This is a genomic window from Reinekea blandensis MED297 (assembly GCF_000153185.1).
GTDB classification, from domain to species: domain Bacteria; phylum Pseudomonadota; class Gammaproteobacteria; order Pseudomonadales; family Natronospirillaceae; genus Reinekea; species Reinekea blandensis.
The window spans coordinates 148,003-174,930 of record NZ_CH724149.1; the positions used below are offsets into that span (position 1 = coordinate 148,003).

Here is a 26,928-nt window from a genome sequence, read left to right on the forward strand (position 1 = left end):
CAGGCTCTAATAGGTAGGCGCGATAGTTTGCCCTGATTGTCGCCTTCTGGTCAAACCGATGTGTCGTCGATTGGTCGGAAGCGGTTTGTCATGCCGAGTTGAGGTTTGTCTGGAATGCCGCGGATCACCGCGGCGATGGTGGTGCTTTGATCAGAATAACGGAATGATTTTCCGGGTGAGTGTGAATGTTTTGATAATGTTCGCTGATGGGTCTTCGCCGGACTTTTTGTGTGGGGGTCAGCCAGCCGGACTCGACCGTCCATGCCTTGTCTGACACCAGCAACGCGGACAATTTTTCATGTGAGTCGAGTCTGCCGTTGATGCTGACCAGCGTGTTTTCCAGTATCTCGGTAAGCCCGTTGATGCGGCCGGGTGGTTGGTTGAGTTGCACCGCGGCGACGGGCTGCCCTTGGTTTTCGCCAAACACGCAGGCCAGGTCGATTAACGGCTCCTGTTGCAGCCGCGTTTCGATGGGACCCGGGTTTACAAATTTACCTTTGCTGGTTTTAAACGGGTCCCGCAACCGGCCGGTCAGCGCCCAACCGGTTTGGTTGTCCTGCCATTGCCCGAGATCGCCGGTATGGAAATAACCTTCTTCGGTAAATGCGGCGGTCGTGGCTTCGTCGTCGTTAAAATAACCGGAAAACAGGCCGGGTGAGCGAATCAGCAGCTCGCCTTCATGGCTGACACGTATCTCGGTTTGCGGTACCGGACGTCCAACTGTGCCTTTGGATCTCGATTGAAACGGGTAGTTCATGGTGGCCAGCCCGCAGGTCTCCGTCATCCCCCAGGCTTCTGAAATGGGGATGCCGAGCTTTTCATACCAGGTCAGCAGATCAATCGGCATGGCCGCGGCACCACTGCCGGTCAGACGAGCGTGTGACAGACCCAGCAGGCGACGCACCAGACGGCCAAACAGACGATTGACGCCCGGTATGGCAAGCAGGGCATTGACCAGGCTTGGCGGCAGCTTCGCGTGGATGGCGGTCTGGAAGTTTTTCCACAGTCGGGGAACAGACATGAACGCCGTCGGTTGGGCGCGCTTCAGATCGGCTGCAAAGGTGGACAGATCGTTAGCAAAAAACAGCTGCGCACCACTGTAGACCGCATTGCCCTGAATCATCATGCGTTCGGCAATGTGAGCAGCAGGCAGGTAGGACAGGAATCGATCCTCTGGCGTTACTTGCATGGCTGAGCGCGTGTTCTGACAAGCGTAGTGATACGCGCCATAGCTGAGCTTGACGCCCTGTGCCTTACCCGAGGTCCCTGATGTGAAATGAATGGTCATGATGTCGGATGTCGTCGGAACAACCCATTCGGTCTCAGGCAGCGGTTCGCTGGCGGTCAACGTTGCCCAGTCCAGATCCGTTCCGATCGTCTCGTAGGGCAGATTGGCCGTCGTCAGGTGACTGACCTCCAGTGCATCGGCCAGTGTAGGATCGTCCAGCTTTCCGATGAATAACCAATGCACCGGCACGGCCTTCAGCGCCTCGTTGAGGTGTTCGGCCGTTTGTGTTGGATACAGTGGCACAGTGATGAGCCCGGCCATCTGAGCGGCCCAGTCGAGAATGAACCACTCCGCACAGTTTTTACTCAGGATGCCAATGCGTTGGCCGGGTTCCAGGCCACGTTGTCGAAGTCCGCCGGCCAATCGACTGACGGTATCGAAAGCCTCCCGATAGCTGTACACCCGGATGTGACCGTCGCTCAATGGCTGGGTCAGAAAAGGACGCTGGTTCAGTTGCAGACTGAGTTGCTGCAGAGATTGGTAAGGTGACATAAAAGCGTCAGCGCGGGATGAGGTCACGATCGTCTCATTTTTTCAGAACAGGGTTCCACCTTACGGGGAAACGTCCGATTCAGATTGATCCAGCACAGAAAAACGGTTTGCTCAGTTGGATTCAATCGGTTTGGCGGCTGGTAAGGTAATGAGAAACTCAGCGCCTTTTAACCGGTTAGATCGTTGCACCTGTAACTGCCCGTTGTGCCAATGCGCAATACGGTCCGCGATGGCCAAGCCCATGCCAAACCCCTGATGTCCGGAATCGGATTCGCCCCGAACAAACGGCCTTACCAGCGTCGACAGTTGCGCCGGATCGAGACCGGGGCCGTCGTCGTGAATGTGAATGATGTGATGGTCACGCACTCGCTCCGCTTCAATACAGACCTGGCCAGCACCATAGTTCAGCGCATTGTTGAGGACATTGTGTAACAGCATGCGCAGGTAGGTGGTTTGCCCGGACGTCCACAGATGCTCTGTAGATGTGGCCAGAGTCACCATGCCATTCGGGTGATGGTCAACGTAGGATTGCAGAATGTCGAGCAGGTTAACCGGCTCGCGGTCCAGCTGTACCAGGTGTTGTTCCAGCCGGGCATAGTGCAATAAGGCTTCCACCAACGCCTGCATTTCATCGATGTCGTTACTGAGGTGGTCTTCGTAACGGCGGCGCTCGTCCGGATCGGTCGATTCGCTCAGCATGTCGATGCCAAAACGCAATCGCGCCAGCGGCGTTCGTAAGTCATGCGAGACCGCACTGCTGATCAGTCGGTTATCCTGCAGCAGTGATTCGATCTGATCGGCCATGCGATTAAAGGTGCGTTCAATGTCGGTGATGTATGACAAGCGACGGGACGGCAGGCGTGCGCTGAAATCGCCACGTCCCCAATCCAGGGCACTTTGCCGGAGACGTCGCAGACTGAAAACCAGCGGCAGCAGCCAGAGTAACAGCAGTAATGCAATCCCTGAATAAAAAGCCACGCTGAGCAAGGCCGAAATCATGGTTTGCCTTGGATTTGTTTGCAGGGCGGGTGGCGTCATGGCCAGAATGCGTTGATGGGCCGGTAACCAATAGTGCAGGATCAGACCGCCGGTGGTTTCCAGAATCAGTGGCTGACCTTGTTGCAGCGGTTGCCAGAGGCTGTCGGGCAAAGGCAGTTCATCGGCCGTTAATAATGACAGTTGAGTCCCCTGATCGTTTTGCCAGGCAAGCAGAAACTGTTCGGGGTCGGCACTGTCGTTGAGACCGGCGGCGAGTTGTCGACCGAGCATTTCATAGTGGGCCACCGGACTGTTCTGTTCTTCGGCCAGAAACGTCGTGAAGATCCGATCAAATGCCCAACCGAGGGCGACAATGGCCAGCAGCAAGACAATAAGAAGTGACAGACTCAGTTTTTTCATGGCTCAGGACCAGGCATCCGTAACCAGCAGATAGCCTTTGCCCCAAACAGTTTTAATGCGATCCGGGTGTTCGGCGCTGCCCAGTTTTTTGCGGATTCGTGAAACCAGAACATCCATGGAGCGATCAAAACCGTCATATTCCAGGCCGCGGACATCTTTCAGCAGTTGTTCGCGGGTGACAATGGTGCCGGCGTGACTGGCCAGATACCAAAGGACATCGAACTCATTAGAAGAAATGCGGACCGGCTCGTCGTGCAAGGTGGTGGTGCGAGCGGTGGCATCGATCACCAATGCGCCAAGCCGAAGTTTTTGATCCGACGCTACGTCAGGGACCGGATTGTGGAGTTCGCGTTTCAGCAACCCTTTGATGCGGGCCAATAACGCGCGCGGGCGAACCGGTTTGGTGATGTAATCGTCAGCGCCCATTTCCAGACCCAGTACTTCGTCGGTTTCTTCTAATCGCGCTGTCATAATCAGTATCGGCCGATGATAAAAGACCCGAACTTCACGACACACATCAAAACCATCTTTACCGGGCAGGTTGACATCGAGCAGGACCAGGTCGGGCTGATCGTCTCGGATGAGGGTCACCGCATCGATACCATTGGTCGCAAGCGTGATGTCGTAGCCCTGATTGGTCAGGTAATCGGCGATCCAGGTCGCTAAGGAGGCATCGTCTTCAACCAATAGGATGTGCGGTGTGCTCAAGGGTGAGAGTTGGCTCAAAACAGCCTCCAGCTGTTGCGTCGTTTTTTACTGTCGCCGTAAACCCAGGAGACCGTCAGCGTGGCCTGGGCGATCTCCTGTCGTTTGTTGCTTGTTTGGGGCGTCAGAACCAGGCGATAGCTCAATGAGATGTCTGAGGCAAACTCAACCCGGGACCGTCCCTGACGCACGCTTTCCCAACAAACCAGTGGCTCCGGTTCGTCTTGCAGATACAGACAATAGTCCGCGATCTCATTAGTTTGCCAGCGAACAATGACGGTCTGGTAACAGGTCTGTCCTTCGTTCATGGCGACGCAACGTTCCGGAGTCAGCGTCAGTTCGCCCTGCGGTTGGGCCAGGGCGTCCTCACTCAATGTCGCCACGACGGCTAAAAGTAAGGCGGCGATCATCCGGATCAGTTGTTGGCGACTTCCGATATCGTAAACCCACATGGCTTGTTCCTTACAGCACCAACATCAACATCAGTCGACTGCTCAGATGCTCGCGGTTGTCGCCTTCCCAGAATGGACTGTCGATGATGGCTTGCGAGTACTGGGTATAGTTCATCTGGCCGCGAATGATCCAGTCTTCGCTGATCGGGTACGAGGCACCGACTTCTGCGTTGTAAGTCAGATCGTCTCCGGGGTTGTACTCAGCAAAGTCACTGTTTGCTTCAGCGGCAGTGACACCGTAGTAATAGTCCATGACTTCTTCGGACTGATAAGATGCGCCGACAATGCCATGCAGGTTCAGGTTTTTAATCTGTAATCGCGCACCGGTCTGCAATGATGCCGTAAAGCCTTCATGCCGGCCGGAAATTTCTTCGCGAATCTGTCCCTGAATCACCAGGGGGCCCAGATAAATCGCTGAACGGAAACCCACGCTCCAGTCAGCTTCACGAATACGAATCGGTAACAACAGTTCATCGTCTTTGTCCTTGGCAAAACTGTCGTGCTCTTTACCAATGATGACGTCCATGCCGACATAGTCGGTGTTCAGAAAATTAAGACCAAAGACGCCATTGCGGCCGCTGTCGGAGTAATACTCGTAGAACAGTCCGGAAACCTGCAGGCTGGCATTGAGCTGAGTGTCGACTTCCAGGCCTTCAAACCCTTCACGCATCATGGTTTCGCCGTCGCTGTATTCCAGGCCAACACCGAGCTCCAGAAAGCCACCGTCGCGGTCCTGAGCTAAAGCGAAAATGCCTTTACGTGGCTTGCCACGAAAAGCGTTGTCCAGCTTTTCCATGACTTCCTGTTCCCACTCTTCGAGCTCTGCGTCGGTTTCAGCTTCGCTCAGTTCTTTGCCATCGCGGTAAATTTTAAAATCGACATCATCGTCGCTTTCGTCATCTGGGTCGCCTTCGTCGATGGTCAGTTCAATGATGGTTTGACCGCCTTCACTGTTCTTAACGATTTCCACCGTCGCGGTGCCATCGTCCTGATGCTCAATGCGCGCGCTGTCATCGGTACTTGGTTCATCGGCCGCCAGAGCGGTACCCAAGGTGAATAATAGGATGGGGGTTAATCTCAGCGCCTGGTTATGAAGTGTCATGTTAGGTGTCCTTTTCAGCAGAGAGTCTCAGCCTATCGAAATGCGGTAATTCAAGTCGTAACAGTTTCGGTCAATCTGTATCAATCTGTATCAGTTTTCGTCAGCGGTGTTTGTCGACTGAGAATGACGGCACCGAGCCGCTGTTCCGTTTCGACCCGCTCATGAGCCTGGCGGATGTCGTGATCGGCGACCATTGAGTCGATGACCGGTTGCACCGTTCCATCGCTCAGCCAATCGGCCAACTGTTGCAGTTCTTCCCGGGTTTCACCGGCCAGCTTTAAGATGGCGCGCTGCTGATTGCCATGGTTGAGCCGGCGGGCGTGACGAAAATCGGCGAGGGTCGGATTGCCGGATAGGTAAGTTCCGGATTCGGTTAAATGCTTCAGAAAGCCGGGCATGGGCAGTCCGGCGACCATGTTAAAAACGCAATCCCAGAGCGGGTGCTGAGCATCGAGTGGGTTGTTCTGGTAATCGAGGACCATATCGGCGCCAAGCTGAGACAGCATCGGTAACTTGTGCGCGGCATCGATGCAGGTGACGTGAGCGCCTTTAAGTTTGGCAATCTGCAAGGCGTACAGTCCGATACTGCCGCCTGCGCCATTGATCAGCAGTCGCTGCCCCGGTTTAAGCTGAGCGAGCGTCATAAAATGCAGGGCATTCAGCCCGCCGAGAATGCAGGCAGCGGCCTGTTCGGAAGAGACATTCTCAGGCGTTTTAACCAGGGTTGCCGAGTGCGGCAGGGTCACAAACTCGCCATAACCACCTAATGTCATACCGGTGCTGCCAAACACCCGATCACCCACCGCAAAGTCCTGAACCTGATCACCAATGGCGTCTACGGTGCCGGCAATGTAACCACCTAAGATGCGGCGCTGTCGACGGGGTTTCCAAAAGCCGAAGTACAGTCTTAAGGGCAGTGCAAACCACTTGACCGGAAAACGAAAGCTGCGCAACTCACAATCGCCTTTGGTGACTTCGCAGGCCTCAACTCGGATTCGAAGGCTTTTGTCTTTGAGTTCGGCAACGGGTACGTCGTCCTTGAGTTCAAGTACGGATGGGTCACCGTACTGTTGGTATTGAATGGCTTTCATGCTCGGGTCCTCTGGCATTCACCGTTCAGAAGCGCAATTGCTGTAACAGCAGTTCTGCGCCGTAGATGTATAGGGCGTTCAGTATGGCTTCGCCGGTCATGACACCGGCCACTATTTTTTTCCGGGAGACCCGCATACTGCTGGCGACATAGACGATGGCGTCCGTTGGTGCAAACGGAAAAAAACTCCACAGAACGATGGCATAGTAACCGTTGCGATCGATTCGGTCGCGTACTTTGACGTAGTGACGATTGTTGACCCGGGCGAGGGCAACATCGATGCCGACGTGTTGAATCGCCAAGATAACCAGCAGACAGGACATGAAAATGCCCACCATGTTGGCTGCAAACGTCAGATGCGCAGGAAACAGCGCAATGCCGATAAACAGTAACGGTGTACTCGGGATAAACGTCATGCCACGAACAGAAAGCAGCAGGGTGTACAGGAGTAAACTGAGGACGAACCAGTCGTCAACATAACCGGTCAGGGCCGAAGTTACGGTGCTGAGGTCGTTCCCGAGCCAATTTAAGTAAGTGAGCAGGCCGGTGACGATGATCAGCAGCCAAAGGCTGAGTAAAGTTTTATTCATCGCAGGCGGCAAACTCCAGCACCAGATAGTAATCCAGCCAGGCGTGGTGGTTTACAAACAAACCCAGACATTGATTAGGGAACGCCGGAACGAACATTAATTGAAAACCCAGCCACGGCTGCTCAAATCCGGGTAATACGGTACCTAAGGTTTCATTAGCAAGAACGTCATGGCGTGCATGCCATTGATTCAACAGTGCGTAACCTTCGTCTTGAAACTGCTGATACATCTGTTCCAGCGATTGGTTTGGCCGTTGATAACGCTCGGCAAACTCCGCCGGTGACAGCGTCTGGATGTACACCAGTTCGCCCTTGGAGATAGGTGGTGCAGGGTGTCTCCGCTTGAGCTTTTTCTCACAGGTTTTTTCCTGACCGACACTGTCCGCGGTTGACCAACGGTGCTCATAGCAGACCTCATCGGTGTCAAAAAGGTATGGCAGGGTGGCGTTCATCAGCGCCGGGTTACTCAGATAAATGGTCAGCGACAGCAACAACAGCAAGATCAGGCTGATCAGGAAGACAAAGAATTTGATGAGGCCTTTCAGTATCGGAGTCATGGGTTTGCCGTGTTCACCAAGATCGTTCTATCTTACGCAACGACTTGGCTGATGGCTAAGTGTGTTGACCTGCCTGTCGGTTGATCCGTTTTGCTCATGTCCTGTGTCGTCCTGCTCCGTATTCATCGGAAGGTGACGTTAACGCAGACGAGCGCGGTTGACATGGGCCGTAGGTCACAGGTGTGAAAAGGAGAGCGTTTCAATCTCAAGTTTCTGCGACAACGGCCGTTAATAACGGAGACTGGAGCATGGATCGAGACGCGTTATGCTAAAACTGACTTCGGGCAATTGCGCCCAACGTTTTATTGGAGACCTGGTGTCGTTCAGAGGGGAACGGTATACCGTGACGGCTAATTATCCCCGTCACGGGTATCTGTTGATGCGAGAAAAACGGTCAACCGCTGATCGCTCAGCCCAATCAAGGCGCGTCCGATACGCGGCACTCGAAGGTTGAGCGGGTTTTACTTACAACGAACCAAACTGAAAGCTGATAAACACGCTGGGTTTGGACAGATCGTTACTGTTCAGGCCCGGTAGTGACGGATCGGAAGCAAGTCGATAGGCACCTCCCACTCCGATTTCCAGAAACTCAGTCAGGTTGACTTCGACCGCGGCGGACAGTTCAGTAATCAAAAACGAGCCGGTATCTGAGATATCCGTATCCGTATCGATCGTGGTCACACCGCCGGCACCAAGTAACAGGGTGGTGTCGACATGCACCAGCGCCTCCGGATCATAGGTGTAACCCAGCATCAGACCGCCATACCCCATATCCAGCTTGTCACCGTTGTTCCAGCCCAACTCATTCACCAGGCCATAACCACCACCGCCAAGCATGATTGAATGTTTACCGGTGGTGAAGGTAGCTCCCCCCATGCCGCCGATTTCGAAGGTTTGCTCATTCTGGATCTGACTGACTTTAAACAGCGGGCCACCGAACCCTCCGACGCGCGCATTGTCCATATCGATCAGCGATTCTTTGGCAACCACCTGAGTGGCCAGAATGCCGCTGGCGAAAACCAGTACCGCAGCACTCAGATAATTGGTGAGTAATGAACGCATAGCAAACCTCCTTGCAGACGGATCGTCATTATGGGGGCCGGATCTGAACGCCAGCTTAACCCCGATCCTCAGAACGATAACAAGGCCATTGCTGAAACCAACAGTGCCTGTGGTCATGTTTTACGGCTGCGATGGGTCCGGTGCCGATGACTGGCGCTGTTGTTCAAGCTCGGCCTCCAGCGCCGACAGTTGTGCTTCCAAGGCTCGCAGCTGCTTACGGTTGTTTTCAAGCGCCGCCTGTTGGACTTCAAACTCTTCGCGGCTGACGACATCCAGTTTGGTCAACTGACTTTGGATGAGCGCACGGATGTTGTCGCGAACATCGTTGCCTGTGTGTTTGCCCTGATCGAGTAAATCGGTCAGTTGAGTGGTGAGTTCATTGAGAAAATCGTTGGGTGATTTCATAGCGAATCCGGCCTTTTTCAAAGTGGTGGTTGGCGTGTTTCTTTTTGGCTCTTTTTTGCGCACCTATACGGTGCGCCGCCCTAAACTGGTGCGTAGGTTGTTGGTGTGACGGCCGTCACAGCCTCTAAGTTATTGATTTTATGGGCTTTGGTGAGTTGGCACAGCCTTCGCAATAACCTCGTTGGCACTGTGCGACACACTCAACAGATCAAGCATTGTGTGCATTGTAAGTACAGACAGGTCGTTTCTCTAGCGAAATAAAAGCAACAACTGCCAGAGGAAAGACTGACATAACAACCGTCTGATCAAGACGCCTCTGTTATAGGTCGCCGGCTTATACCAGAGACTTCCTGATCAGACGAGACGAGTCAAAATTGTGGAGCAGACAACATGAAATTAGTTTCCGCCATCATCAAGCCCTTCAAGCTGGACGATGTCCGTGAAGCGCTGTCAGAAATCGGCGTTCAGGGCATCACGGTTACTGAAGTTAAAGGTTTCGGTCGTCAGAAAGGACACACAGAGCTCTATCGGGGCGCTGAGTATGTTGTGGACTTCCTGCCAAAAGTCAAAGTTGAAGTTGCGATTTCAGATGACGTGGTTGACCAGTCCATTGAAGCCATCTCGAAAGCAGCGAACACCGGCAAAATCGGTGACGGCAAAATTTTTGTCACCACGCTGGAACAGGCCGTGCGTATCCGTACCGGTGAAACCGGCGACGAAGCCATTTAATTAACGAATTTCCAGTCGGAGAGATATGATGAACGATGTAATGCAATTGTCTTATGCACTCGACACCTTTTATTTTCTGGTGTGCGGTGCGCTGGTAATGTGGATGGCCGCGGGCTTTTCAATGCTGGAAGCGGGTCTGGTCCGCTCTAAAAATACCACGGAAATCCTGACTAAAAACGTCGCCCTGTTTGCGATCGCTTCCCTGATGTATCTGGTTTGCGGTTACGCAATCATGTACGACGGCGGCTTCTTCCTGAGCGGTATTCTGGAGTCTGGTGTCACCGGAGCTGAAGATGACTGGTACTACGCACCATCTTCTGACTTCTTCTTCCAGGTTGTGTTCGTTGCGACCGCCATGTCGATCGTGTCAGGTGCGGTAGCAGAGCGTATGAAGCTCTGGGCATTCCTGGCGTTCGCTGTCGTGATGACCGGTTTCATCTACCCAATGGAAGGTAGCTGGACTTGGGGTGGTCAGGCTGTGTTCGGTATGTATGAGCTGAACTTCCTCGACTTTGCCGGTTCCGGTATTGTGCACATGGCCGGTGCGGCTGCGGCTCTGGCTGGTGTTCTGCTGTTGGGTCCACGTAAAGGTAAGTACGGTAAGAACGGTGAAATTAACGCCATTCCAGGTGCTAACCTGCCTTTGGCCACGCTGGGTACCTTCATCCTGTGGATGGGTTGGTTCGGCTTCAACGGCGGTTCTGTTCTGCAGACTTCTACCGTTGATACAGCGAACGCGGTTGCGATCGTCTTCCTGAACACCAATGCGGCCGCCGCTGGTGGTGCCATCGCTGCGCTGATCCTGGCTCGCATCCTGTTCAAGAAAGCGGATCTGACTATGATCCTGAACGGTGCACTGGCTGGTCTGGTGACCATCACTGCGGGTCCGGACATCGTGTCTCCGGTTGAAGCAACCATCTTTGGTGGTCTGGGCGGTCTGTTGGTGGTCTTCAGCATCCTGGCTCTGGACAAACTGAAAATCGACGATCCTGTCGGTGCCATCTCAGTTCACGGTACTTGTGGTTTCCTCGGCCTGATGCTGGTACCTCTGAACTCTGACGCAACCTTCCTGGGTCAGTTGGGCGGCGCACTGACCATCTTCATCTGGGTCTTCGTTGCTTCTCTGATTGTTTGGGGCGTACTGAAAGCGATCATGGGTATCCGTGTGACCGAAGAAGAAGAGTACGAAGGTGTGGATATCGCCGAGTGCGGTATGGAAGCCTACCCAGAATTCAATAAAGGCTAATTGCCAGCGGGTGACCGCGAGAGAGTGAATCTTCTTAAAGGCACCTTCGGGTGCCTTTTTTTTGAGAGTTGGAAACCTGAATTGAGTCTGAACGATGCTCCGGGAATGAAGACTTGGAATTGACCTGATCTGCGACTGGTGCCAATCTGTGGCGACTATTGCCTGAGGACAACCCCATGCGTTATTGGCCAATCCTGGTTGCGCTGCTGTTTAGCAGTTGCGCCAATCTGTCTTTGACCGATGTGTATCGAACACCCGATTTTCAGTACCAGAGCACCCGCCTGACTGCGGTCAGCCTGGATGCCTTGACGGGACAGTCCAGCATTCAGATTCGTAACCGCAACCCTTATCAGATTCCGGTCAGTGAACTGGAAACGGAACTCTGGCTGGAAGGTCAGCCCTGGTTGACGCTGTCGAACCGCTCCATTGGCGGTTTGCCCGCCAATGGCACCATTGAGACCGAGCTGGACTGGGCCTTGGTCTATGATGAACTCGCGCGGCGTGCAGGCGATGTCTACCGAGCGGGTGAGGCAACGCTGACCTTGCGTATGCGGCCGACGTTGGATGTACCGGTATTGGGACCACAAACGTTGGATTGGTCTGCACAGTTCACAGTGCCGATTCCGAAACTGCCGAAGTTGCGTCTGACGGATTGGTCGGTACGCTCGTTGACACTCACAGAAGTGACGCTGGCTTTAGGTGTTGAGGTTGAAAACCCGAATGTGTTTTCCATCGCAACCCGGGGCGTTGCATTGGATCTCGATCGCAATGGCCGATCGTTGGCCTCGCTAGGTTTGGCCGATCAGACGCTCGATTCAAAGACAACACGAACACAACAGGTGATGGTCAGCCTCTCGATTCTGGATGTCGGTTTATCGCTGGCGAATGCACTGAACAGCGGTGAATGGCCTCAGAATCTGAACCTGGACTGGCAGGGTAACTGGTCAAGTTCGGATCTGGCAGTACCTTTACCATCGCTGCCCGGGGGGCAAGTGCGGTAAACTCGGTCAAAACAGGTAAATGTACTCGGTGCAGTACCAAAAGAAGAAAAAGAGGATTGTATGAAGTGGCGAATGGGAGTGGCGGTGGCCCTCAGTTTGGCGTTTTCGCTGGCTCAGGCGTCGACGCTCAATGATGTCCGTAAAACGGGCTTTCTGAAATGTGGCGTCTCGACCGGGATTCCAGGGTTTTCCAATCCGGACCGTAATGGTAACTGGACCGGTTTGGATGTGGACGTCTGCCGCGCGGTTGCGGCGGCGGTTCTGGGCAATGCAGAAAAAGTCCGTTATATCCCGCTGACCCCGGGTGATCGGTTTAATGCGCTGCAATCCGGTGAAATCGATGTGCTTTCGCGGATAACAACGTGGACTCACAGCCGTGACACCACTCTGGACATTATTTTCGCCGGCGTGTCTTTTTACGATGGGCAAGGATTCATGGTTCGGGAAGATGCGGGTATTCGCTCTCCGCAGGAACTGGATGGTGCCGCGATTTGCGTGCAAAAGGGGACCACCACCGAACAGAACCTGGCCGACTATTTTCGGGAACATGGTTTACGGTATCAACCGGTGTCATTCACCTCCTCTGATCGGGCGATTAACGGCTTTAAAGCCGGGCGATGCTCTGCAGTTACTTCGGATCGGTCGCAACTTTATGCCCAACGCACAAAGCTCGACGATCCCTCCAGTGCCCGGATTTTACCCACGGTCATTTCCAAAGAGCCTTTGGGCCCGGCTGTGCGTCAGGACGATATGCAGTGGTACAACATCGTGAAATGGTGTCTGTTTGCGTTGGTGAACGCGGAGGAGTTAGGTGTTACCAGCGCTAATGTCGATGAAATGCGTAAGTCGAATAAACCGGTCGTTCAGCGTTTACTGGGCGTCAACTCAGATACGGGGCGTGCCATGGGACTGGCATCCGATTGGGGTTACAACATTATTTCTCAGGTGGGTAATTATCAGGAAATATACGATGGTAATGTCGGCAAGGATTCCGAGCTGGAAATCGACCGCGGGCTTAACTCTCTTTGGAGCAAAGGCGGTATCCTGTTTGCGCCACCGTTGATCTGAACAGTTTTTCTGTGCTCCGGAGTTCATGGCCCTCTAGAGGTAACGTCGGGCCTTGAAATATCGTTGCCGCCAATACTGGTTGTCGAGGCTCGACTCGATGACCCCTTTTGAAGTCGACGCGTGAATGAAGCGGCCCTGACCGGTATAGATACCGGCATGGAGCTGCTTGGCACTGGTTCTGAAGAAAACCAGATCGCCCACCGACAGTTGATCGCGGCGAATGGGCTGACCGTTCACCGCCAGTTGCTCCGTGGTTCTGGGCAGCGACATTCCAAATGCTTCGTTGTAGGCCACCTTGATAAACCCAGAACAATCAAACCCGTTAGCGTCCGTGCCACCATAGCGGTATGGGGTCCCCCGATACTGTGCATACACCTTATCCAGTCCGTTCTTGGAAGGGGCGGAGGTCGGCGTTGTCATTGTTGCCGTGGTGAGAGTAGCCGGCGAGCCGTTCATCGCGTCGAGGCTCTGAAAACCGGCACAGCCGGACAACAGACACAGCATTGCAGGTGCTATAAAACGAGGCATCGCATTCTGATCAATCAGGGTTTCTGGTGTTATAGCAGAAGATAGTCCGTTTCGCACGGCTGAAAGGGTTGTTGTGCTATGGTGACTGGAAGGATTGTTAACGTCGACACTAACGACCAAGGAGCCCTTGATGACGCTGCTGCTGATCGGTTTGCTGGTATTTTTTGCCATTCACATACTTTCATCCACGCCCCTGCGCGACCATCTGGTGGGGGCGTTAGGTGCCATGCCCTATAAGGGGGTTTATGCACTGATTTCCTTTATCGGGCTGGGTCTGATCATCGCCGGCAAAGCTCGGGCACCCTTTGAGCCCGTTTGGGATGCGTGGCCGGCTTTACGTCCGGCAACGTTGCCGTTGATGTGGGCCTGTTTCGTTCTGTTACCGGCAGCCCACATGAAAACCAATATTAAGCGGTTTACCCGGCATCCGATGTTGTGGGGCATCATCCTGTGGTCCGTTGCGCACTTGGCTGTGAATGGTGATCTTGCGTCGATGCTGTTATTCGGCAGTTTTGCGCTCTATTCGGTGTATGCGATGGTCAGTCAGACCCGTCGTGGTGCTGCACTGCAAACCGAACCAGTCGCCGTAAAATACGATGCCATGGTGGTAGTCGCCGGGACGATTGTCTTTGTCGCCATCTGGCAGCTGCACGGCGTGCTCTTTGGTCTGCCTTTGTAGGCCACGACTTCGGTCGTATACACTAAGGTCGCATTGTCCTTTCGACTGTGAAAATCAAAATAGTCGCAACACAAAAACAAGAACGGGTGGCACGATGAGTTCAGAAAAGTATCCGGTTCCGGAAGCAGCCGCAGCGCGCACAAAAGTCAATAATCAACAATATCTTGAGCTGTATAAACAGTCGGTTGAAGACAACGAAGGGTTCTGGAGAGAGCAGGGCCAGCGCCTGGACTGGTTTAAACCCTATACCGAAGTGAAAGACGTCAGTTACGACAAAACCAACCATCGCATTCGTTGGTATGCCGATGGTGAGTTGAACGTCGCTTATAACTGCATCGACCGGCATCTGGAGAGCCGGGGCGATCAGACGGCGATCATTTTCGAAGGTGATGAACCGACAGACGACGCGCACATCACCTATCGTGAACTGCATGCCAATGTCAGTCGCATGGCTAACGTGCTCAAATCGTTGGGTGCCAAGAAAGGCGATCGCATTACCATTTATATGCCAATGATACCGGAAGCAGCCTACGCGATGCTCGCCTGTGCCCGCATTGGCGCGATCCACTCGGTTGTTTTCGGTGGCTTTTCACCGGAAGCACTAGCCGGTCGGATTGAGGACTGTACTTCGAACCTGATCATTACCGCAGACGAGGGTGTAAGGGGCTCTAAGAGCATTCCATTGAAAGCCAATGTGGATAAAGCCCTGGAACATGAGGGTACTAAATGCGTGAACCACGTCCTGGTTGTTCAGCGCACCGGCGGTAAGGTCGATTGGAAAGATGGGCGCGATGTTTGGTATCACGACCGTTTCGATACAGTTGATTCCGAATGCCCATGCGAGCCTATGGAAGCAGAAGATCCGCTGTTTATCCTCTATACCTCGGGTTCAACAGGCAAACCGAAGGGCGTTCTGCATACAACCGGTGGTTACCTGGTTTATGCCTCGATGACTCATGAGTACGTTTTCGATTACCAAGACGGCGATGTGTATTGGTGCACCGCCGATGTTGGCTGGGTAACCGGGCACAGTTACATCGTCTATGGGCCATTGGCCAATGGTGCTGTGACGTTAATGTTTGAAGGCGTTCCGACTTACCCATCACCGCGACGATTCGCCGAAGTGGTGGAAAAGCATAAGGTGAATATCCTGTACACCGCACCGACGGCGATTCGCGCATTGATGGCGACCGGAGATAAGGCGGTTGAAGGCACGGACCTGTCGTCACTGCGCTTATTAGGCTCAGTCGGTGAACCGATCAATCCGGAAGCCTGGGAGTGGTATCACAATGCCTTCGGCGCGGGCGAGTGCCCGATTGTGGACACCTGGTGGCAGACGGAAACCGGTGGCATTCTGATTACCCCGCTGCCCGGTGCGACCGAAATGAAACCCGGTTCTGCCACGCGGCCTTTCTTCGGGATTCAGCCAGCACTGGTCGACAATAACGGTCGGGAACTGGACGGGGCCGTTGAAGGCAATCTGGTCTTGCTGGACAGCTGGCCGGGTCAGATGCGTTCTGTTTTCGGTGATCATGAGCGGTTTATCCAAACCTATTTCAGTACCTATCCTGGCACCTACTTTACCGGCGACGGGGCTCGTCGTGATGAAGATGGCTACTACTGGATTACCGGTCGGGTCGATGATGTGCTGAATGTGTCAGGGCATCGTCTGGGAACGGCTGAAATAGAGAGCGCGCTGGTGGCGCACCCATCGGTTTCAGAAGCGGCCGTGGTGGGTTACCCGCATGACATCAAAGGTCAGGGGATTTATGTCTACGTCAGCCCGATGGCCGGCATTTACCCTTCCGATGAGCTGACTCAGGAGCTGAAACAGTGGTTGCGTCAGGAAATCGGGCCGATCGCTACCCCGGACCTTATTCAGTGGGCCGACGGACTGCCGAAAACCCGGTCAGGAAAAATCATGCGTCGTATTCTGCGTAAGATCGCAGCCAATGAGTACGATGCTCTGGGGGATACGTCTACACTGGCCGACCCGGGTGTGGTTGATGTCCTGATTGATGAACGGATGAATCGCTGATCGATCGCGGGTTCCCCCGACATGGGAATCATCAGAGCCACGGTGTTTATCCTGGCCTGATGATTCCTTCCTCCTTGCTTCGACTTCAACGCCATCGGTAATTGTGCTTCAATTAGGGCATTTACGATCAGGGTAATTGAAATGTCGAAGTCCATTGCGGATCAGCTGATGGGACTGGGCCTGGCAGATAAAAAACAGGTTCAGAAGGACAAGGCTGAAAAGCGAAAGCAGCAGAAACAAGCGCGTAAACACAAACTGGAAACCACCGATGAGTCTAAGACAGCGGTGGAGCAGGCCCGACGCGAAAAAGCCGAACGCGATCGTCAACTGAACCTTGAACGACAAAAAAAGGCGGACGAAAAAGCCCTGCTCGCTCAGGTGAAGCAGATTCTTCAGCATACGTCGATTCGCTCGGACGACGGCGATATTAAATACAACTTTGCTGACCGGCACGACAACAAAATCAAATCCATCTGGGTGACACAAAGCATTCAGGAAAACCTCGCGACCGGCAAGTTAGCGATCGTCTCCAGTGATGATCAGTATCACGTGGTGACAAAGTCCGTTGCCGATAAAATTGCCGAACGCAGCCCCGCCAGTGTGGTGTTTGTCGCAGACAAAGACGAGTCTCTGCCCGAAGACGACGATCCCTATAAAGACTTCGTCATTCCTGACGATCTGATGTGGTAACCGCTATGACCAAAGTAAAAGGCTTCACCAGCCGAATTGTGCACCATGATCGTCTGCAGCGCTTCAGCGATGGACCGATTCATGCGCCGATCTATAACAGTGTTCCCTACGGCTATGAAACAACGGAAGGGCTTGAGGCTGTTTTTCAGGGTAAAAACACCGGGCACTCCTATGCACGGCAGTCTACGCCCACCACCGATGCCCTGCAGTCGATGATCAATCAGGCGGAAGGCGGTGTCGGAACTCTGGTATTTGCCACTGGGATGGCGGCGTTGAATGCGACTTTTTTTGCATTGCTGAAGCAGGGTGATCATGTGATTGCCAGCCAGTACCTGTTCGGGAATACCTTCAGCCTGTTAACAACGCTGGAAAACTTTGGCGTCTCCGTGACCTTCGCGGACCTGACTGATGCCCGCAATGCCAAGGCCGCCATGCAGCCTAATACCCGACTGGTCTTTGCCGAAACCATTGCCAATCCCGGGACTCAGATTCCGGATCTTGAAGCCCTGGGCCAGTGGTGCCGCGAGGAACAGCTGGTCTTTATTGTAGATAACACCCTGACCTCTCCGTACTTGTTCAACCCGTCAAAGGTTGGCGCCTCGCTGGTCATGAACAGTCTGTCAAAATACTTCAGCGGGCACGGAACCGTTTTGGGTGGCGCCATTACCGACACAGGGCACTTCGACTGGCAGGGCTATCCGCACATCTTTGAGGGCTATCGTACCGGCGATCCGAAAAAATGGGCGCTGACTCAGATAAAGAAGAAAGCCCTGCGTGATATGGGCGGTACACTCAGTTCCGATGCGGCTTATCAGATTTCGGTTGGCGCTGAAACCATCGCATTGCGCATGGACCGGGCGTGTCATAATGCCTTGTCGCTTGCTCAAATGTTGGAAAACCATCCGAAAATCAGTCGAGTGCACTACCCGGGTCTGGAAAACCATCCTCAGCATCATCGAGCCCGGGACTGGTTTCGCCATAATGGCGCTATCCTGAGCTTTGATCTGGCGGAAGGCTATGATTGCGCGGATCTGTTGAACCGGATTGATCTCGTTATCAATGCGACCCACCTGGGCGATAACCGCACACTGGCGCTGCCGATGGCAAGCACTATCTTTTTTGAGATGGGCGCTCAGCGACGCGCTGAGTTCGGTATTGGAGAGCGGATGATTCGGTGTTCTGTGGGTATCGAAGAGACCGATGATCTGCTCGAGGCGTTTCAGTCGGCATTGGATTCGCTCTGAACACCATGACAGGGTGACAGCGCAACGAAAAAGAGTGACAATCATCGACGCCTGTACGAAACCGGCGTGTTAGTCGCCGGTTAAATAACAATGATAAAAACCAAGGGTGCTGCTCATGAGTGGTCGACGATGGCTCGGATGTTGCGCGATCGTGCTGTGCGCCGGAGTCTCTGCGACAGAATCCGGCGATTTGCTACGGTCTTTTTCGGAAATGTCTCTGGAAACGCCGGTCGTTTTGCATGACCAATGGTCCGTAAGTGACCCGTTGGACTCAGACGCTTTTAAAACTGAATATTCGCAGTATTTTAATCAGTATATCGACGTAGCGACGACCTTATCTGTCCGTGCCATTGATTGCGCAAATGGCGTTTTGCCTCAAGCCGATGCCTACGAGTCAATGACCGACCTGAGTCGTTTATATACGTCGGTTGCAGAAACTGTGACCCGCAGCCAGACACAACTCCGGCTCTGGCAGGATTTGAATGACACAGCGGCCAGAGATCGTCTTGCCGAGCTTATTCCTTCGCTGACAAATGCCTACAGCCGACTGATGTTTGAACTGTCCGGTTGCTCCGGTTTTTTGTATGGTGAGTTGGTAAATTGATCGTCGATAGAATGTCTGGGTGCAGCCTGTTGATGAATAACATCAGAAAAGGACGGAAATTGTGGATCGAATACTGATTGTTGATGACCACCCGTTGTTTCGAGATGCTCTGAAGTTGTCTTTAACTCAGAGTACCGGTCCGCATGCGCTGCAGGCGGCTGGACAAATCGAGTTCTCCTCCTCATTGGAAGAGGCGCTGTCGTTCCTGAAACAAAATGCCGAAGTCGATCTGGTTTTGCTGGATCTTCATCTGCCGGGTAATGATGGGTTTCTTGGCTTGCTTGAAGTGCGCAAGCTTTATCCTGCCATCGCTGTGCTGGTGATTTCGGGGAACGATGACCCTTCGATTATTGCCAAGGCAAGGGCTTGTGGCGCAGCCGGGTTTATTTCTAAATCGCTGGCAGCGGAGTCCATACTGCACGCAGTACAGTCGGTCTTACAAGGCGATGAGTACTGGCCAGACATCGATCTATCGCCGGATTCTGAGCTGGAAGACATCGCCCGTCGCATTAACGAACTGACGGACCAGCAGCTGCGAGTGCTGCGTCACCTTCAGGACGGTCGTCTGAACAAACAGATTGCCTACGATCTCGACATTTCCGAGGCGACGGTAAAGGCGCATGTCACCGCTATCTTTCGTAAGCTGAATGTGCTGAATCGGACTCAAGCGGTGATTTTAGCGAACAAGCTCCACGTCGACCCGCCGATTTCCGCCTGATCCAAGGCTGATGGGAGGTGACGAAATAGGTCACTTCCCGTCCTATTTCGCATTTAACCTGTGATCCTTTCGAATGTGACTATCGTTCGGATATCGCGGCAAAAATCTGAAAGCCAGCAATCAGCGGCTTGCGCTTCCAATCCCCGAAAAATAACCCTGAAAACACTTCATTGGCACGGTTCTCGCTGAACTGATAGTAACGAAACAGTGAATAACAGGTTCGCCAACATGTCAGCAGTGAAGAGCAATGTCATCCGACTGTACGATGTCAAACCGGAACTGGCTCTGGAGCATCTGAAGCGTTCAACAGGATTGGATTTTGACGAATTACCGGAAAACCTGGCCGATAGAGTGGAAAAAACCAGCGGCCATCAGCCAGTTCCCCCGGTATTGACCGACATCGTTGACGAGCCGGTCTTCAGTAAAGCCTGAGCGTTAGCTTTGGGCGCGCTGTGCCGTCTGCGCGGGGTTGGCAGCCGGTTGAACAAACAGCTCATCGACTCGATAGTCGTGGTGCTCGCATTCAACGATGATACTCATCGCCTGCAAAGGTCCGTTCACCTTAAGTTTTGCAATGCCCGACAACAGCAATGACGATGCGTTCACGTTGGTTTGGTCGATGTTCATACTGTGTTGGCCGCTGTCATCGTGCCAGAACAGTTGTAAGCGAATGGGTTGCTGTGCAACCCGATCGAATCTGAACCACGCAGCCACGTTATAATCCGCTTGCCAGCGCATTTGTTTTTTTATTCCGCTGGGTTGCTTCAAAACCGAGTCAGGGACGTCGGTCAGTTTGTGTCTGTACATAATGAAAGTCTCCTCTGACGAATAACAGTAACGACTCTGTTCCGTTAAATCCGTCGACTGCTTCTCACTGGCTTTTTGGTTTTTACCGATTTTTAGTTCCAGTTAACACTTTCATGCGTTTTGATGCCCTTTCATGGCCCCAGTTCGTCAGGTCTGTCGGTTTTTGATCAACGCTCGAAGCGCGATGGGTTTTACCGGTTTGGCCAGATAACCCATGCCGGCATTGGCAGCCTGTTGTTGTAACTCGGCATCGCCGTGGGCCGTTACCAGAATGGCGTTCACGGTTTGCCCCCATTGACGCTTCAGTTCCTTAAACAGCTCGAACCCGGTCAGGGATTCACCAAGATGGTAATCCATAATCAACAGTTCAGGTGGCTCGGCGGCAAGCGCTTCGGCTCGGGTGGAAGCGGTTGTGACCTGGCAGCCCCAGCCACTGAGCAGGGTGTTCAGCGCATCGGTGTTCTGCCGGTCGTTGTCGACGACCAGAACCTTAAGTTGAAGCTGATGAGATGGAATGGTCCGCTTAGGGCCTTCGGCTTTCGGCATCGGTACGTCGTCCACTAGCGGTACCTGTAAAGAAAAACACGAGCCACGATGCAGACGCGAACGGACCTGGATCGGATGATCCAGGTGTTGACTGATCCGCGAGACCACACTCAGGCCCAAGCCGACTCCCTGTGCTTCCTGCTGATGTTGGTCCAGGCGGTTAAAGTCGAGAAAGATCCGTTCAAAGTCTGACTCATTAATGCCCAAGCCGGTATCCCAGACTTCAATTTGCACATGATCCGACCGTTTCCTGGCCGCCAGCAGGACACCACCGCGTCTGGTGTACTTGATTGCGTTGGACACCAGGTTTTGCAGTATCCGGCGTAGCGGGCGGGCTTCACTGCGGACATACAGATTGGTTTCGCGAACGATCAGACGAAGCTGCTTGTCACCGGCGATAGCACTGAATTCATCATTGATGGACTGAAACAGGCGGTTCAGTTCCACGGTTTCGAAGCTGGGTGCCTGCGTGGAACCGTCCAGCTTGGCGATTTCCAGCAGCGTCGAGATCAGTTCCTCTGTTGTACGCAGCGAGCTTTCCAGTTTTGGCAGAATGGCGTTGTCCGGCCATTGCTCGAGCAGCGCAGTGTTGTACAAACGGGCCGCATTCAGCGGTTGAAGAATGTCATGGCTGGCCAGTGCTAAAAATCGGGTTTTGCTTTCATTCGCCAGTTCCGCTTCGGTCTTGGCTTCCATGATCATAGATTCGGCTCGTTCGCGTTCGGCAATCTCGGCGCGCAGCTCTGCGTTTATTTCACGAACTTCCTGAGTGCGTTGTTGTACCCGGGCTTCAAGTGTGTCTTTCGCTTCACGCAGTTCATCCTGAGCCCGGACGAACTCGGTAATGTCGTTGAATGTGGTAACAAAGCCACCACCGGGCAGTGGGTTACCCCGTATTTCAGTCACGCGACCATTGTTGCGGACGCGAATGAAGCGATGCGCTGTGCCGCTGCGCCAATGATTCAGACGTTTTTGTACGTGTTCTTCCACTTCACCGGGGCCGCATTCCCCGCGCTCGGCGTTATAGCGAACCAGCGCCTCGATCGGCTTGCCGACGCGAATCAGTTCTTTCGGGTAGTCATACATTTCCAGGTATTTGCGATTCCAGGCGACCAGCCGCAAGTCGCGATCGATCACCGAAACCCCGTGATCGAGGTTCTCCAGCGTTGATGACAGGACTTTTTGATTAAATTGGATGGCTTGAGTGGCTTCATCAAAAAAGGTCACCACATCTTCGAGGTGCAGCTCTCGACCAGCTAACGCCGAATGCATCATCGCGCGTGCCGAGCTGGCACCAATGACGCCGGATAGCGTCCGTTCAATGTAGCGGATGAAATCCGCGGTCGGAATGTCATGGGCTTGCAGACGGATATGATTAACTCGCTCGAAGTCATCAATCCAGCGTTGTGTCTGATTGCTTCCGGCGAATCGCTCAAGCATGGAGATCAGTTCACCGGTTTTAACCTGGGGTTTTTTCTTCTGTCGATTGTCATCGGACTGCAGATGCTCGTTGAACTGAACATAGGCGGACGCTTGCAGCCGGTCGGCCAAGGTGGGTTTGGCTCGCCTCGAAAAGTACACGTAGGCCGCCACGTTGAACGCCAGACTGAAAAAGACACCGCGGGACAGGGCGTCACTGAACTCAAAGCCGAACAGGAACTCCGGGCGCAGCCAGCGAATGTCATAAGGACCATGGGTGAGCAAGGTCTGATCGATAAATCCGGCCTGACTGAGCATGGGAACTATCAACGTCCAGAACCAGAGCAGACTGCCGACAATCATTCCGGCATAGGCGCCGTGGGTGTGAGCTTGTCGCCAGTACAGACCACCAATGAGCGCGGGCAGTAGCTGAACCACCAGAGAAAATGCCAGCAGGCCAATGGCTGATAAGGCTTCAGTTTCACCGAAGAGCAGGTTGTACAACCAGGCAATTAAAATGACGGCAATGATAATGATACGCCGAATCAACAGCAGCCAGGGTGCGACGGCTTCGGAGGATTCGTTCAGTCGTCGTTTCAACATTAACGGCACAAACGCGTCGTTGCTGAGCATGGTGGATAGCGTGAGTGTGGTGATCACAATCATTGCCATAGACGCTGAGAAACCGCCGATAAACACCAGTACCGTTAACCAAAACTGATCTCCGGCCAGCGGTAACAACAGCACAAAGGTGTCGGCATCGATGCCTGAGCCTTCGAACAGACGCAAACCAGCGGAGGCAATGGGCAGGATCACCAGGCTGATCAGGATTAAATACAATGGAAACACCCAGCGCGCGGTTTTCAAATGACTGAGCTGTGTGTTCTCAACCACCATGACATGAAATTGCCGGGGCAGTACCAGAATGGCCGCGCCGGCTAATAACAACTGAGTCAGGAAGTTCAGACTGATTCCCGACCAATTGAATGCCTGTGCCGCGGCCAGCTCACTGGCAAATTCATCAGTGCCACTGTAAAAAACAAAGATGACGTAGAGTGCCAGGATGATTAGGGCACTGAGTTTAATCAGCGATTCGAATGCGATGGTCAGCATCATGCCGGGGTGATGTTTCGACACATCGACCTGGCGGGTGCCGAACAGAATGGCAAAGCCCATCATCGAGATGGCAACGACTAACGCCGTGTCGGGTATCGGCAGCGCGGGGTGCGCAGACGCTGAGAGCACGGTAATGGAGTTGGTGACGGCCTTAAGCTGCAAGGCAATATAGGGAATGCCGGCGACAGTACAGATCAGCGTCGACAGTAGGGCGATACCGCGTTGTTTGCCGTAGCGCGACGCCAGAAAGTCGGCAATGGACGTTGTGTTCTGTCGTTTGCCGACCCGAATCATCTTTTGCAGCAGTCGATGACCAAACACAAAAACCAGCAACGGTCCGAGATAAATCGGCAAAAATGACCAGCCGCTGTTGGCGGCGGTACCGACCGCTCCGTAAAACGTCCAGCTTGAGCAATAGACTGCCAGTGACAGAGCATAAATGTAATGGCTGTGGCGTCGGGTTACGCGTTGACCGGAACGCGAATCACCGTAAAGCGCAATGCCAAAAAGCAAAGCGAAATAGAGCACAGCAAAGGCAAAGAGAATCCAAGGGTTCATGCAGATCTTATTCTTATTCGTCAGCGTAATCGCTACACTACCCACTTTTACCATAACTGAAAATGACTATGCATCAACCAAAGCAACATCCCTCCGTCGCGTATGGCCGTGTTGGCGTTCTGCTGGTCAATCTGGGCACGCCTGATGATCTGTCGGTGCGCAGTGTACGCCGCTATCTTAGAGAGTTTTTGTCCGATTCCAGAGTGGTCGAAATTCCGAAACCGATCTGGTGGCTGATTTTAAATGGTATCGTATTGAACACCCGGCCTAAGAAGTCGGTCGCCGCCTACGCAAAAATCTGGCGACATGACGATCAGGAATCACCGCTGCGGTACTTCACCCGGGCCCAGTCCGAAAAACTGGCAACTCATTGGCCGGAGTTGGTTGTGGATTTCGCCATGCGTTATGGCAATCCGGATATTGCGTCCCGACTCGATGCCATGCGAGCCGCCGGCTGCGACCGGTTATTGGTGGTGCCACTTTACCCACAATATTCAGCAACCACCAATGCATCGGTCAACGATGCGGTTTTCGATCATTTGAAAACATTGCGCTGGCAACCGACCGTGCGTATTGCGCACCCCTGGTACGATCAGCCTGCCTATATCGATGCGCTGGTCCAACAGGTTCATGCGCATTTAGGCTCGGCGAATCCTGCACCTGACAAGATTCTGTTGTCGTTTCATGGGTTACCAAAGCGGTCACTGGAGTTAGGTGATCCTTACTATTGCCATTGTCAGAAAACCGGCCGCCTGCTCGCAGAAGCGCTGGGATGGCCGCATGACAAGGTGTTGATTACTTTCCAAAGCCGTTTTGGTCCGGCGAAATGGCTTGAACCCTACACGTCCGATACGCTGGCCGACTTACCTGGCGAAGGCGTGAAGAATCTACTGGTGCTGACGCCGGGCTTTGCGACGGATTGTCTTGAAACGTTGGAAGAAATTGCCATGGAAGGGGTCGAGACGTTTAAAGCAGCCGGAGGTGAAAACTGTACCGTGTTACCCTGCCTGAATGACAGTGAAGAAGGCATGCAGGTGTTGAACGACATGGTGACCCGGGAGCTGGCCGGATGGTTGGCAACGTGACGGTCAGGAAATAATGAATAAGGAGGCGTCGTCAGGAAGACGGCGCTTGCATATTCTTGTTCTTATTGGGGAAGCGTATCTGAAATTTCCAGACCATTGTTGTTTTTGGCGGTCCGGGAATAAAAACAGCGCCCTTATTCTTGTTTTTGGATGGGCGCCCACCGTTCTTAAATCCACCCACTTTTTGTTTTTGTTTACGGGTGTCTTATAGTCGTTGTGCCCTTGTAATAGCAGGGGGCGTGCCAAAAGTAATAAACCCTTTAAAATCAATAAGTTATATCGATATGGTTGATTTATGATCAGGTCATATGCATGGCTGCTGTGGGTAACGTGGCTATCGGTAACACTTTTGGGGTTTGTGGTAACACTCTGCGTTTTAGTCAGCCGAATGTAAGCGTCGGTAACCTGAAACCTTGGCGTCAGGCAACCTTTCTGGCAGTAAATTGAATGATTCAGGTCATCTTTCTGCGTGGTTTTACCTCTCTCCACGTTCAGTGCAACGCGTAGTATCATGGTCGATTTGGATGGGAGGCAGTTTATGTTTGGTTGGTTTAAGAAATCGGCACCGAAAGCCGTAACTCTGGAGTGGACTGAGTACAAAGGGTATCGCGTTGCGGCTGAGCCGGTGGCGGAATCGGGTCAATACCGGGTGGGCGGTCGAATTGAAAAAGGTGAAGGGGAAGCATTGCTGAGCCACACCTTTGTGCGGGCCGATCTGATTCCTACGTTGGATGAAGCAAAATCCTTCAGCCTGAAAAAAGCCCAGATGATGATAGATCAACTGGGCGATCGGGTATTTGACAGTTAATGGTAAGACTTACCTCAGTTCAGCGTCGAGTCGTCGGAGGCTGAAAACAGAGCCCTGACATCTTCCGGGGTAAAGGCATAGCGTTCGTGGCAGAACTGGCAGTCAATTTCGATATGGCCATTTTCTGCAGCCAAACTGACGGCTTCATCAACGCCCATGGTGCGGATAGCGTCTTCGCTGCGTTGTCGACTGCAAGTGCATTCAAATTCCAGCTGGTTCGGCTCATACACCCGAACCGTTTCTTCATGAAACAGGCGGTGTAACACTTCCGTTCCCGGTAATGACAGCGCTTCCTCAGTTGTCAGCGTTTGAGCCAGGTGAACCAGGCGCTCCCAGTCTTCGGACAGGTCGGCACTTAAGCTGCTGGCGCTGGCCGACTCGGGCATGGCCTGTAGCAACAATCCGGCTGATTTTTGCCCATCGGCATAGAGCCAGATGCGTGTCCGGATTTGCTCAGATTGCTGAAAATAATCTTCCAGAACCCGGTTCAGGGTCAGCTCGCCGTCATTGATGGACACGATCCCCTGGTATCGTTTGCCTTTGTCGGGTTCGATGGTAATGGCCATCTGACCTTCCCCCAACACCGGTCCGGCATCGTCGTAGTCATCGTTATATTGAGCAATGGCCCGTAAGGCTCGGTTGTGTCGGCACTCGGCCATCAAGGTGCGAACCTGGCCAGCACCGCGCACCTGCAAAGACAGAGTGCCGTCGAACTTGATGGTGTCACTGAGCATGGCGGTGGCCGCCATGAACTCGCCCAGCAACTGCTTCACAGCCGTTGGATAAGGGTGTTTGCTGAGTACGTCCTGATAGGCGCGATCGAGCTGGGTAAGCTCGCCCCGAATCGGCGTTTGGTCAAAAAGGAATCGAAGAGTCTGGTCAGATGAAGACATAGGTTGGCCTG

The 26,928-nt window shown here is 53.4% G+C and carries 27 protein-coding genes; 13 read left to right on the forward strand and 14 right to left on the reverse strand.

Going from position 1 to position 26,928, the window contains the following annotated elements:
• Positions 1-124 precede the first annotated feature (124 nt).
• The 10 genes from MED297_RS00775 to MED297_RS00820 form a co-directional block, all read right to left on the reverse strand.
• On the reverse strand, positions 125-1,807 hold the full coding sequence (locus MED297_RS00775) for an AMP-binding protein (protein ID WP_154650802.1): 1,683 nt from the start codon (positions 1,805-1,807) through the stop codon (positions 125-127).
• Between the two features lie 84 nt (positions 1,808-1,891).
• Positions 1,892-3,178 (reverse strand): HAMP domain-containing sensor histidine kinase, encoded by a 1,287-nt coding sequence (locus MED297_RS00780; RefSeq protein WP_008041452.1) that lies wholly within the window; start codon positions 3,176-3,178, stop codon positions 1,892-1,894.
• A 3-nt stretch (positions 3,179-3,181) separates the two neighbouring features.
• Positions 3,182-3,904: a response regulator gene (locus MED297_RS00785; protein WP_237613396.1), complete on the reverse strand. Its 723-nt coding sequence runs from the start codon at positions 3,902-3,904 to the stop codon at positions 3,182-3,184.
• Positions 3,901-4,335 (reverse strand): DUF3019 domain-containing protein, encoded by a 435-nt coding sequence (locus tag MED297_RS00790; RefSeq protein WP_008041455.1) that lies wholly within the window; start codon positions 4,333-4,335, stop codon positions 3,901-3,903. The genes MED297_RS00785 and MED297_RS00790 overlap by 4 nt, the downstream gene beginning before the upstream one ends.
• A 10-nt stretch (positions 4,336-4,345) precedes the next feature.
• A complete protein-coding gene (locus MED297_RS00795) occupies positions 4,346-5,437 on the reverse strand; it encodes a MipA/OmpV family protein (RefSeq protein WP_008041456.1) in 1,092 nt (363 codons plus the stop codon).
• Between the two features lie 80 nt (positions 5,438-5,517).
• Positions 5,518-6,528 (reverse strand): NAD(P)-dependent alcohol dehydrogenase, encoded by a 1,011-nt coding sequence (locus MED297_RS00800; protein WP_040556363.1) that lies wholly within the window; start codon positions 6,526-6,528, stop codon positions 5,518-5,520.
• Between the two features lie 25 nt (positions 6,529-6,553).
• Positions 6,554-7,117 carry a VTT domain-containing protein gene (locus tag MED297_RS00805; protein ID WP_008041460.1) on the reverse strand — a complete coding sequence of 188 codons (564 nt, stop codon included), beginning with the start codon at positions 7,115-7,117 and terminating at the stop codon, positions 6,554-6,556.
• Positions 7,110-7,673 carry a hypothetical protein gene (locus MED297_RS00810; RefSeq protein ID WP_008041462.1) on the reverse strand — a complete coding sequence of 188 codons (564 nt, stop codon included), beginning with the start codon at positions 7,671-7,673 and terminating at the stop codon, positions 7,110-7,112. Before MED297_RS00810 ends, MED297_RS00805 begins: the two co-directional genes overlap by 8 nt.
• Before the next feature lie 465 nt (positions 7,674-8,138).
• The gene (locus MED297_RS00815) at positions 8,139-8,735 is read right to left on the reverse strand and encodes a hypothetical protein (RefSeq protein WP_008041463.1); all 597 of its coding nucleotides are present in this window, start codon (positions 8,733-8,735) and stop codon (positions 8,139-8,141) included.
• Between the two features lie 120 nt (positions 8,736-8,855).
• Positions 8,856-9,140: an accessory factor UbiK family protein gene (locus tag MED297_RS00820; RefSeq protein WP_008041468.1), complete on the reverse strand. Its 285-nt coding sequence runs from the start codon at positions 9,138-9,140 to the stop codon at positions 8,856-8,858.
• 390 nt (positions 9,141-9,530) lie between these two features.
• Here MED297_RS00820 and glnK point away from each other — a divergent pair, with 390 nt between their 5' ends.
• The 4 genes from glnK to MED297_RS00840 all read left to right on the forward strand — a co-directional run bounded on the left by glnK (position 9,531) and on the right by MED297_RS00840 (position 13,184).
• The gene (glnK, locus tag MED297_RS00825) at positions 9,531-9,869 is read left to right on the forward strand and encodes a P-II family nitrogen regulator (protein ID WP_008041469.1); all 339 of its coding nucleotides are present in this window, start codon (positions 9,531-9,533) and stop codon (positions 9,867-9,869) included.
• 25 nt (positions 9,870-9,894) lie between these two features.
• The gene (locus MED297_RS00830) at positions 9,895-11,115 is read left to right on the forward strand and encodes an ammonium transporter (RefSeq protein ID WP_008041470.1); all 1,221 of its coding nucleotides are present in this window, start codon (positions 9,895-9,897) and stop codon (positions 11,113-11,115) included.
• Positions 11,116-11,291: 176 nt separating this feature from the next.
• Positions 11,292-12,116, forward strand: a complete 825-nt coding sequence (locus MED297_RS00835) for an LEA type 2 family protein (RefSeq protein WP_008041471.1) — start codon at positions 11,292-11,294, stop codon at positions 12,114-12,116.
• A 60-nt stretch (positions 12,117-12,176) separates the two neighbouring features.
• Positions 12,177-13,184, forward strand: a complete 1,008-nt coding sequence (locus tag MED297_RS00840; protein ID WP_040556364.1) for an amino acid ABC transporter substrate-binding protein — start codon at positions 12,177-12,179, stop codon at positions 13,182-13,184.
• A 33-nt stretch (positions 13,185-13,217) separates the two neighbouring features.
• Here MED297_RS00840 and MED297_RS00845 read toward each other — a convergent pair whose 3' ends face one another.
• Positions 13,218-13,712, reverse strand: a complete 495-nt coding sequence (locus MED297_RS00845; RefSeq protein WP_154650803.1) for a C40 family peptidase — start codon at positions 13,710-13,712, stop codon at positions 13,218-13,220.
• A gap of 130 nt (positions 13,713-13,842) precedes the next feature.
• Between MED297_RS00845 and MED297_RS00850 the strand changes: the two genes are divergently transcribed.
• The 7 genes from MED297_RS00850 to MED297_RS00880 all read left to right on the forward strand — a co-directional run bounded on the left by MED297_RS00850 (position 13,843) and on the right by MED297_RS00880 (position 20,117).
• Positions 13,843-14,391 carry an NnrU family protein gene (locus tag MED297_RS00850; protein WP_008041474.1) on the forward strand — a complete coding sequence of 183 codons (549 nt, stop codon included), beginning with the start codon at positions 13,843-13,845 and terminating at the stop codon, positions 14,389-14,391.
• A 94-nt stretch (positions 14,392-14,485) separates the two neighbouring features.
• A complete protein-coding gene (acs, locus tag MED297_RS00855) occupies positions 14,486-16,429 on the forward strand; it encodes an acetate--CoA ligase (protein ID WP_008041475.1) in 1,944 nt (647 codons plus the stop codon).
• A gap of 141 nt (positions 16,430-16,570) precedes the next feature.
• The gene (locus MED297_RS00860) at positions 16,571-17,119 is read left to right on the forward strand and encodes a DUF2058 domain-containing protein (RefSeq protein ID WP_008041476.1); all 549 of its coding nucleotides are present in this window, start codon (positions 16,571-16,573) and stop codon (positions 17,117-17,119) included.
• Positions 17,120-17,124: 5 nt separating this feature from the next.
• Positions 17,125-18,363, forward strand: a complete 1,239-nt coding sequence (locus tag MED297_RS00865; RefSeq protein WP_008041477.1) for a cystathionine gamma-synthase family protein — start codon at positions 17,125-17,127, stop codon at positions 18,361-18,363.
• A gap of 115 nt (positions 18,364-18,478) precedes the next feature.
• Positions 18,479-18,967 (forward strand): hypothetical protein, encoded by a 489-nt coding sequence (locus tag MED297_RS00870; protein WP_154650804.1) that lies wholly within the window; start codon positions 18,479-18,481, stop codon positions 18,965-18,967.
• A gap of 61 nt (positions 18,968-19,028) precedes the next feature.
• Entirely contained in the window at positions 19,029-19,685 is a 657-nt protein-coding gene (locus tag MED297_RS00875) for a response regulator transcription factor (protein ID WP_008041479.1), read from the forward strand.
• 228 nt (positions 19,686-19,913) lie between these two features.
• Entirely contained in the window at positions 19,914-20,117 is a 204-nt protein-coding gene (locus tag MED297_RS00880; protein ID WP_008041481.1) for a hypothetical protein, read from the forward strand.
• Between the two features lie 3 nt (positions 20,118-20,120).
• On the opposite strand, the gene MED297_RS00885 is transcribed toward MED297_RS00880, so the two are convergent.
• Together MED297_RS00885 and MED297_RS00890 are read right to left on the reverse strand one after the other, a co-directional pair.
• Positions 20,121-20,492: a hypothetical protein gene (locus MED297_RS00885; RefSeq protein WP_008041487.1), complete on the reverse strand. Its 372-nt coding sequence runs from the start codon at positions 20,490-20,492 to the stop codon at positions 20,121-20,123.
• Between the two features lie 147 nt (positions 20,493-20,639).
• Complete coding sequence (locus tag MED297_RS00890; RefSeq protein WP_008041488.1) at positions 20,640-24,131, reverse strand: PAS domain-containing hybrid sensor histidine kinase/response regulator; 3,492 nt, start codon at positions 24,129-24,131, stop codon at positions 20,640-20,642.
• Positions 24,132-24,199: 68 nt separating this feature from the next.
• Here MED297_RS00890 and hemH point away from each other — a divergent pair, with 68 nt between their 5' ends.
• Together hemH and MED297_RS00900 are read left to right on the forward strand one after the other, a co-directional pair.
• Positions 24,200-25,216 (forward strand): ferrochelatase, encoded by a 1,017-nt coding sequence (gene hemH / locus MED297_RS00895; RefSeq protein ID WP_008041489.1) that lies wholly within the window; start codon positions 24,200-24,202, stop codon positions 25,214-25,216.
• A gap of 538 nt (positions 25,217-25,754) precedes the next feature.
• A complete protein-coding gene (locus tag MED297_RS00900; RefSeq protein ID WP_040556366.1) occupies positions 25,755-26,024 on the forward strand; it encodes an HlyU family transcriptional regulator in 270 nt (89 codons plus the stop codon).
• Between the two features lie 14 nt (positions 26,025-26,038).
• Here the strand turns inward: MED297_RS00900 and hslO are convergent, their stop codons facing one another.
• Positions 26,039-26,917, reverse strand: a complete 879-nt coding sequence (gene hslO / locus MED297_RS00905) for an Hsp33 family molecular chaperone HslO (RefSeq protein ID WP_008041491.1) — start codon at positions 26,915-26,917, stop codon at positions 26,039-26,041.
• Between the last annotated feature and the right edge of the window lie 11 nt (positions 26,918-26,928).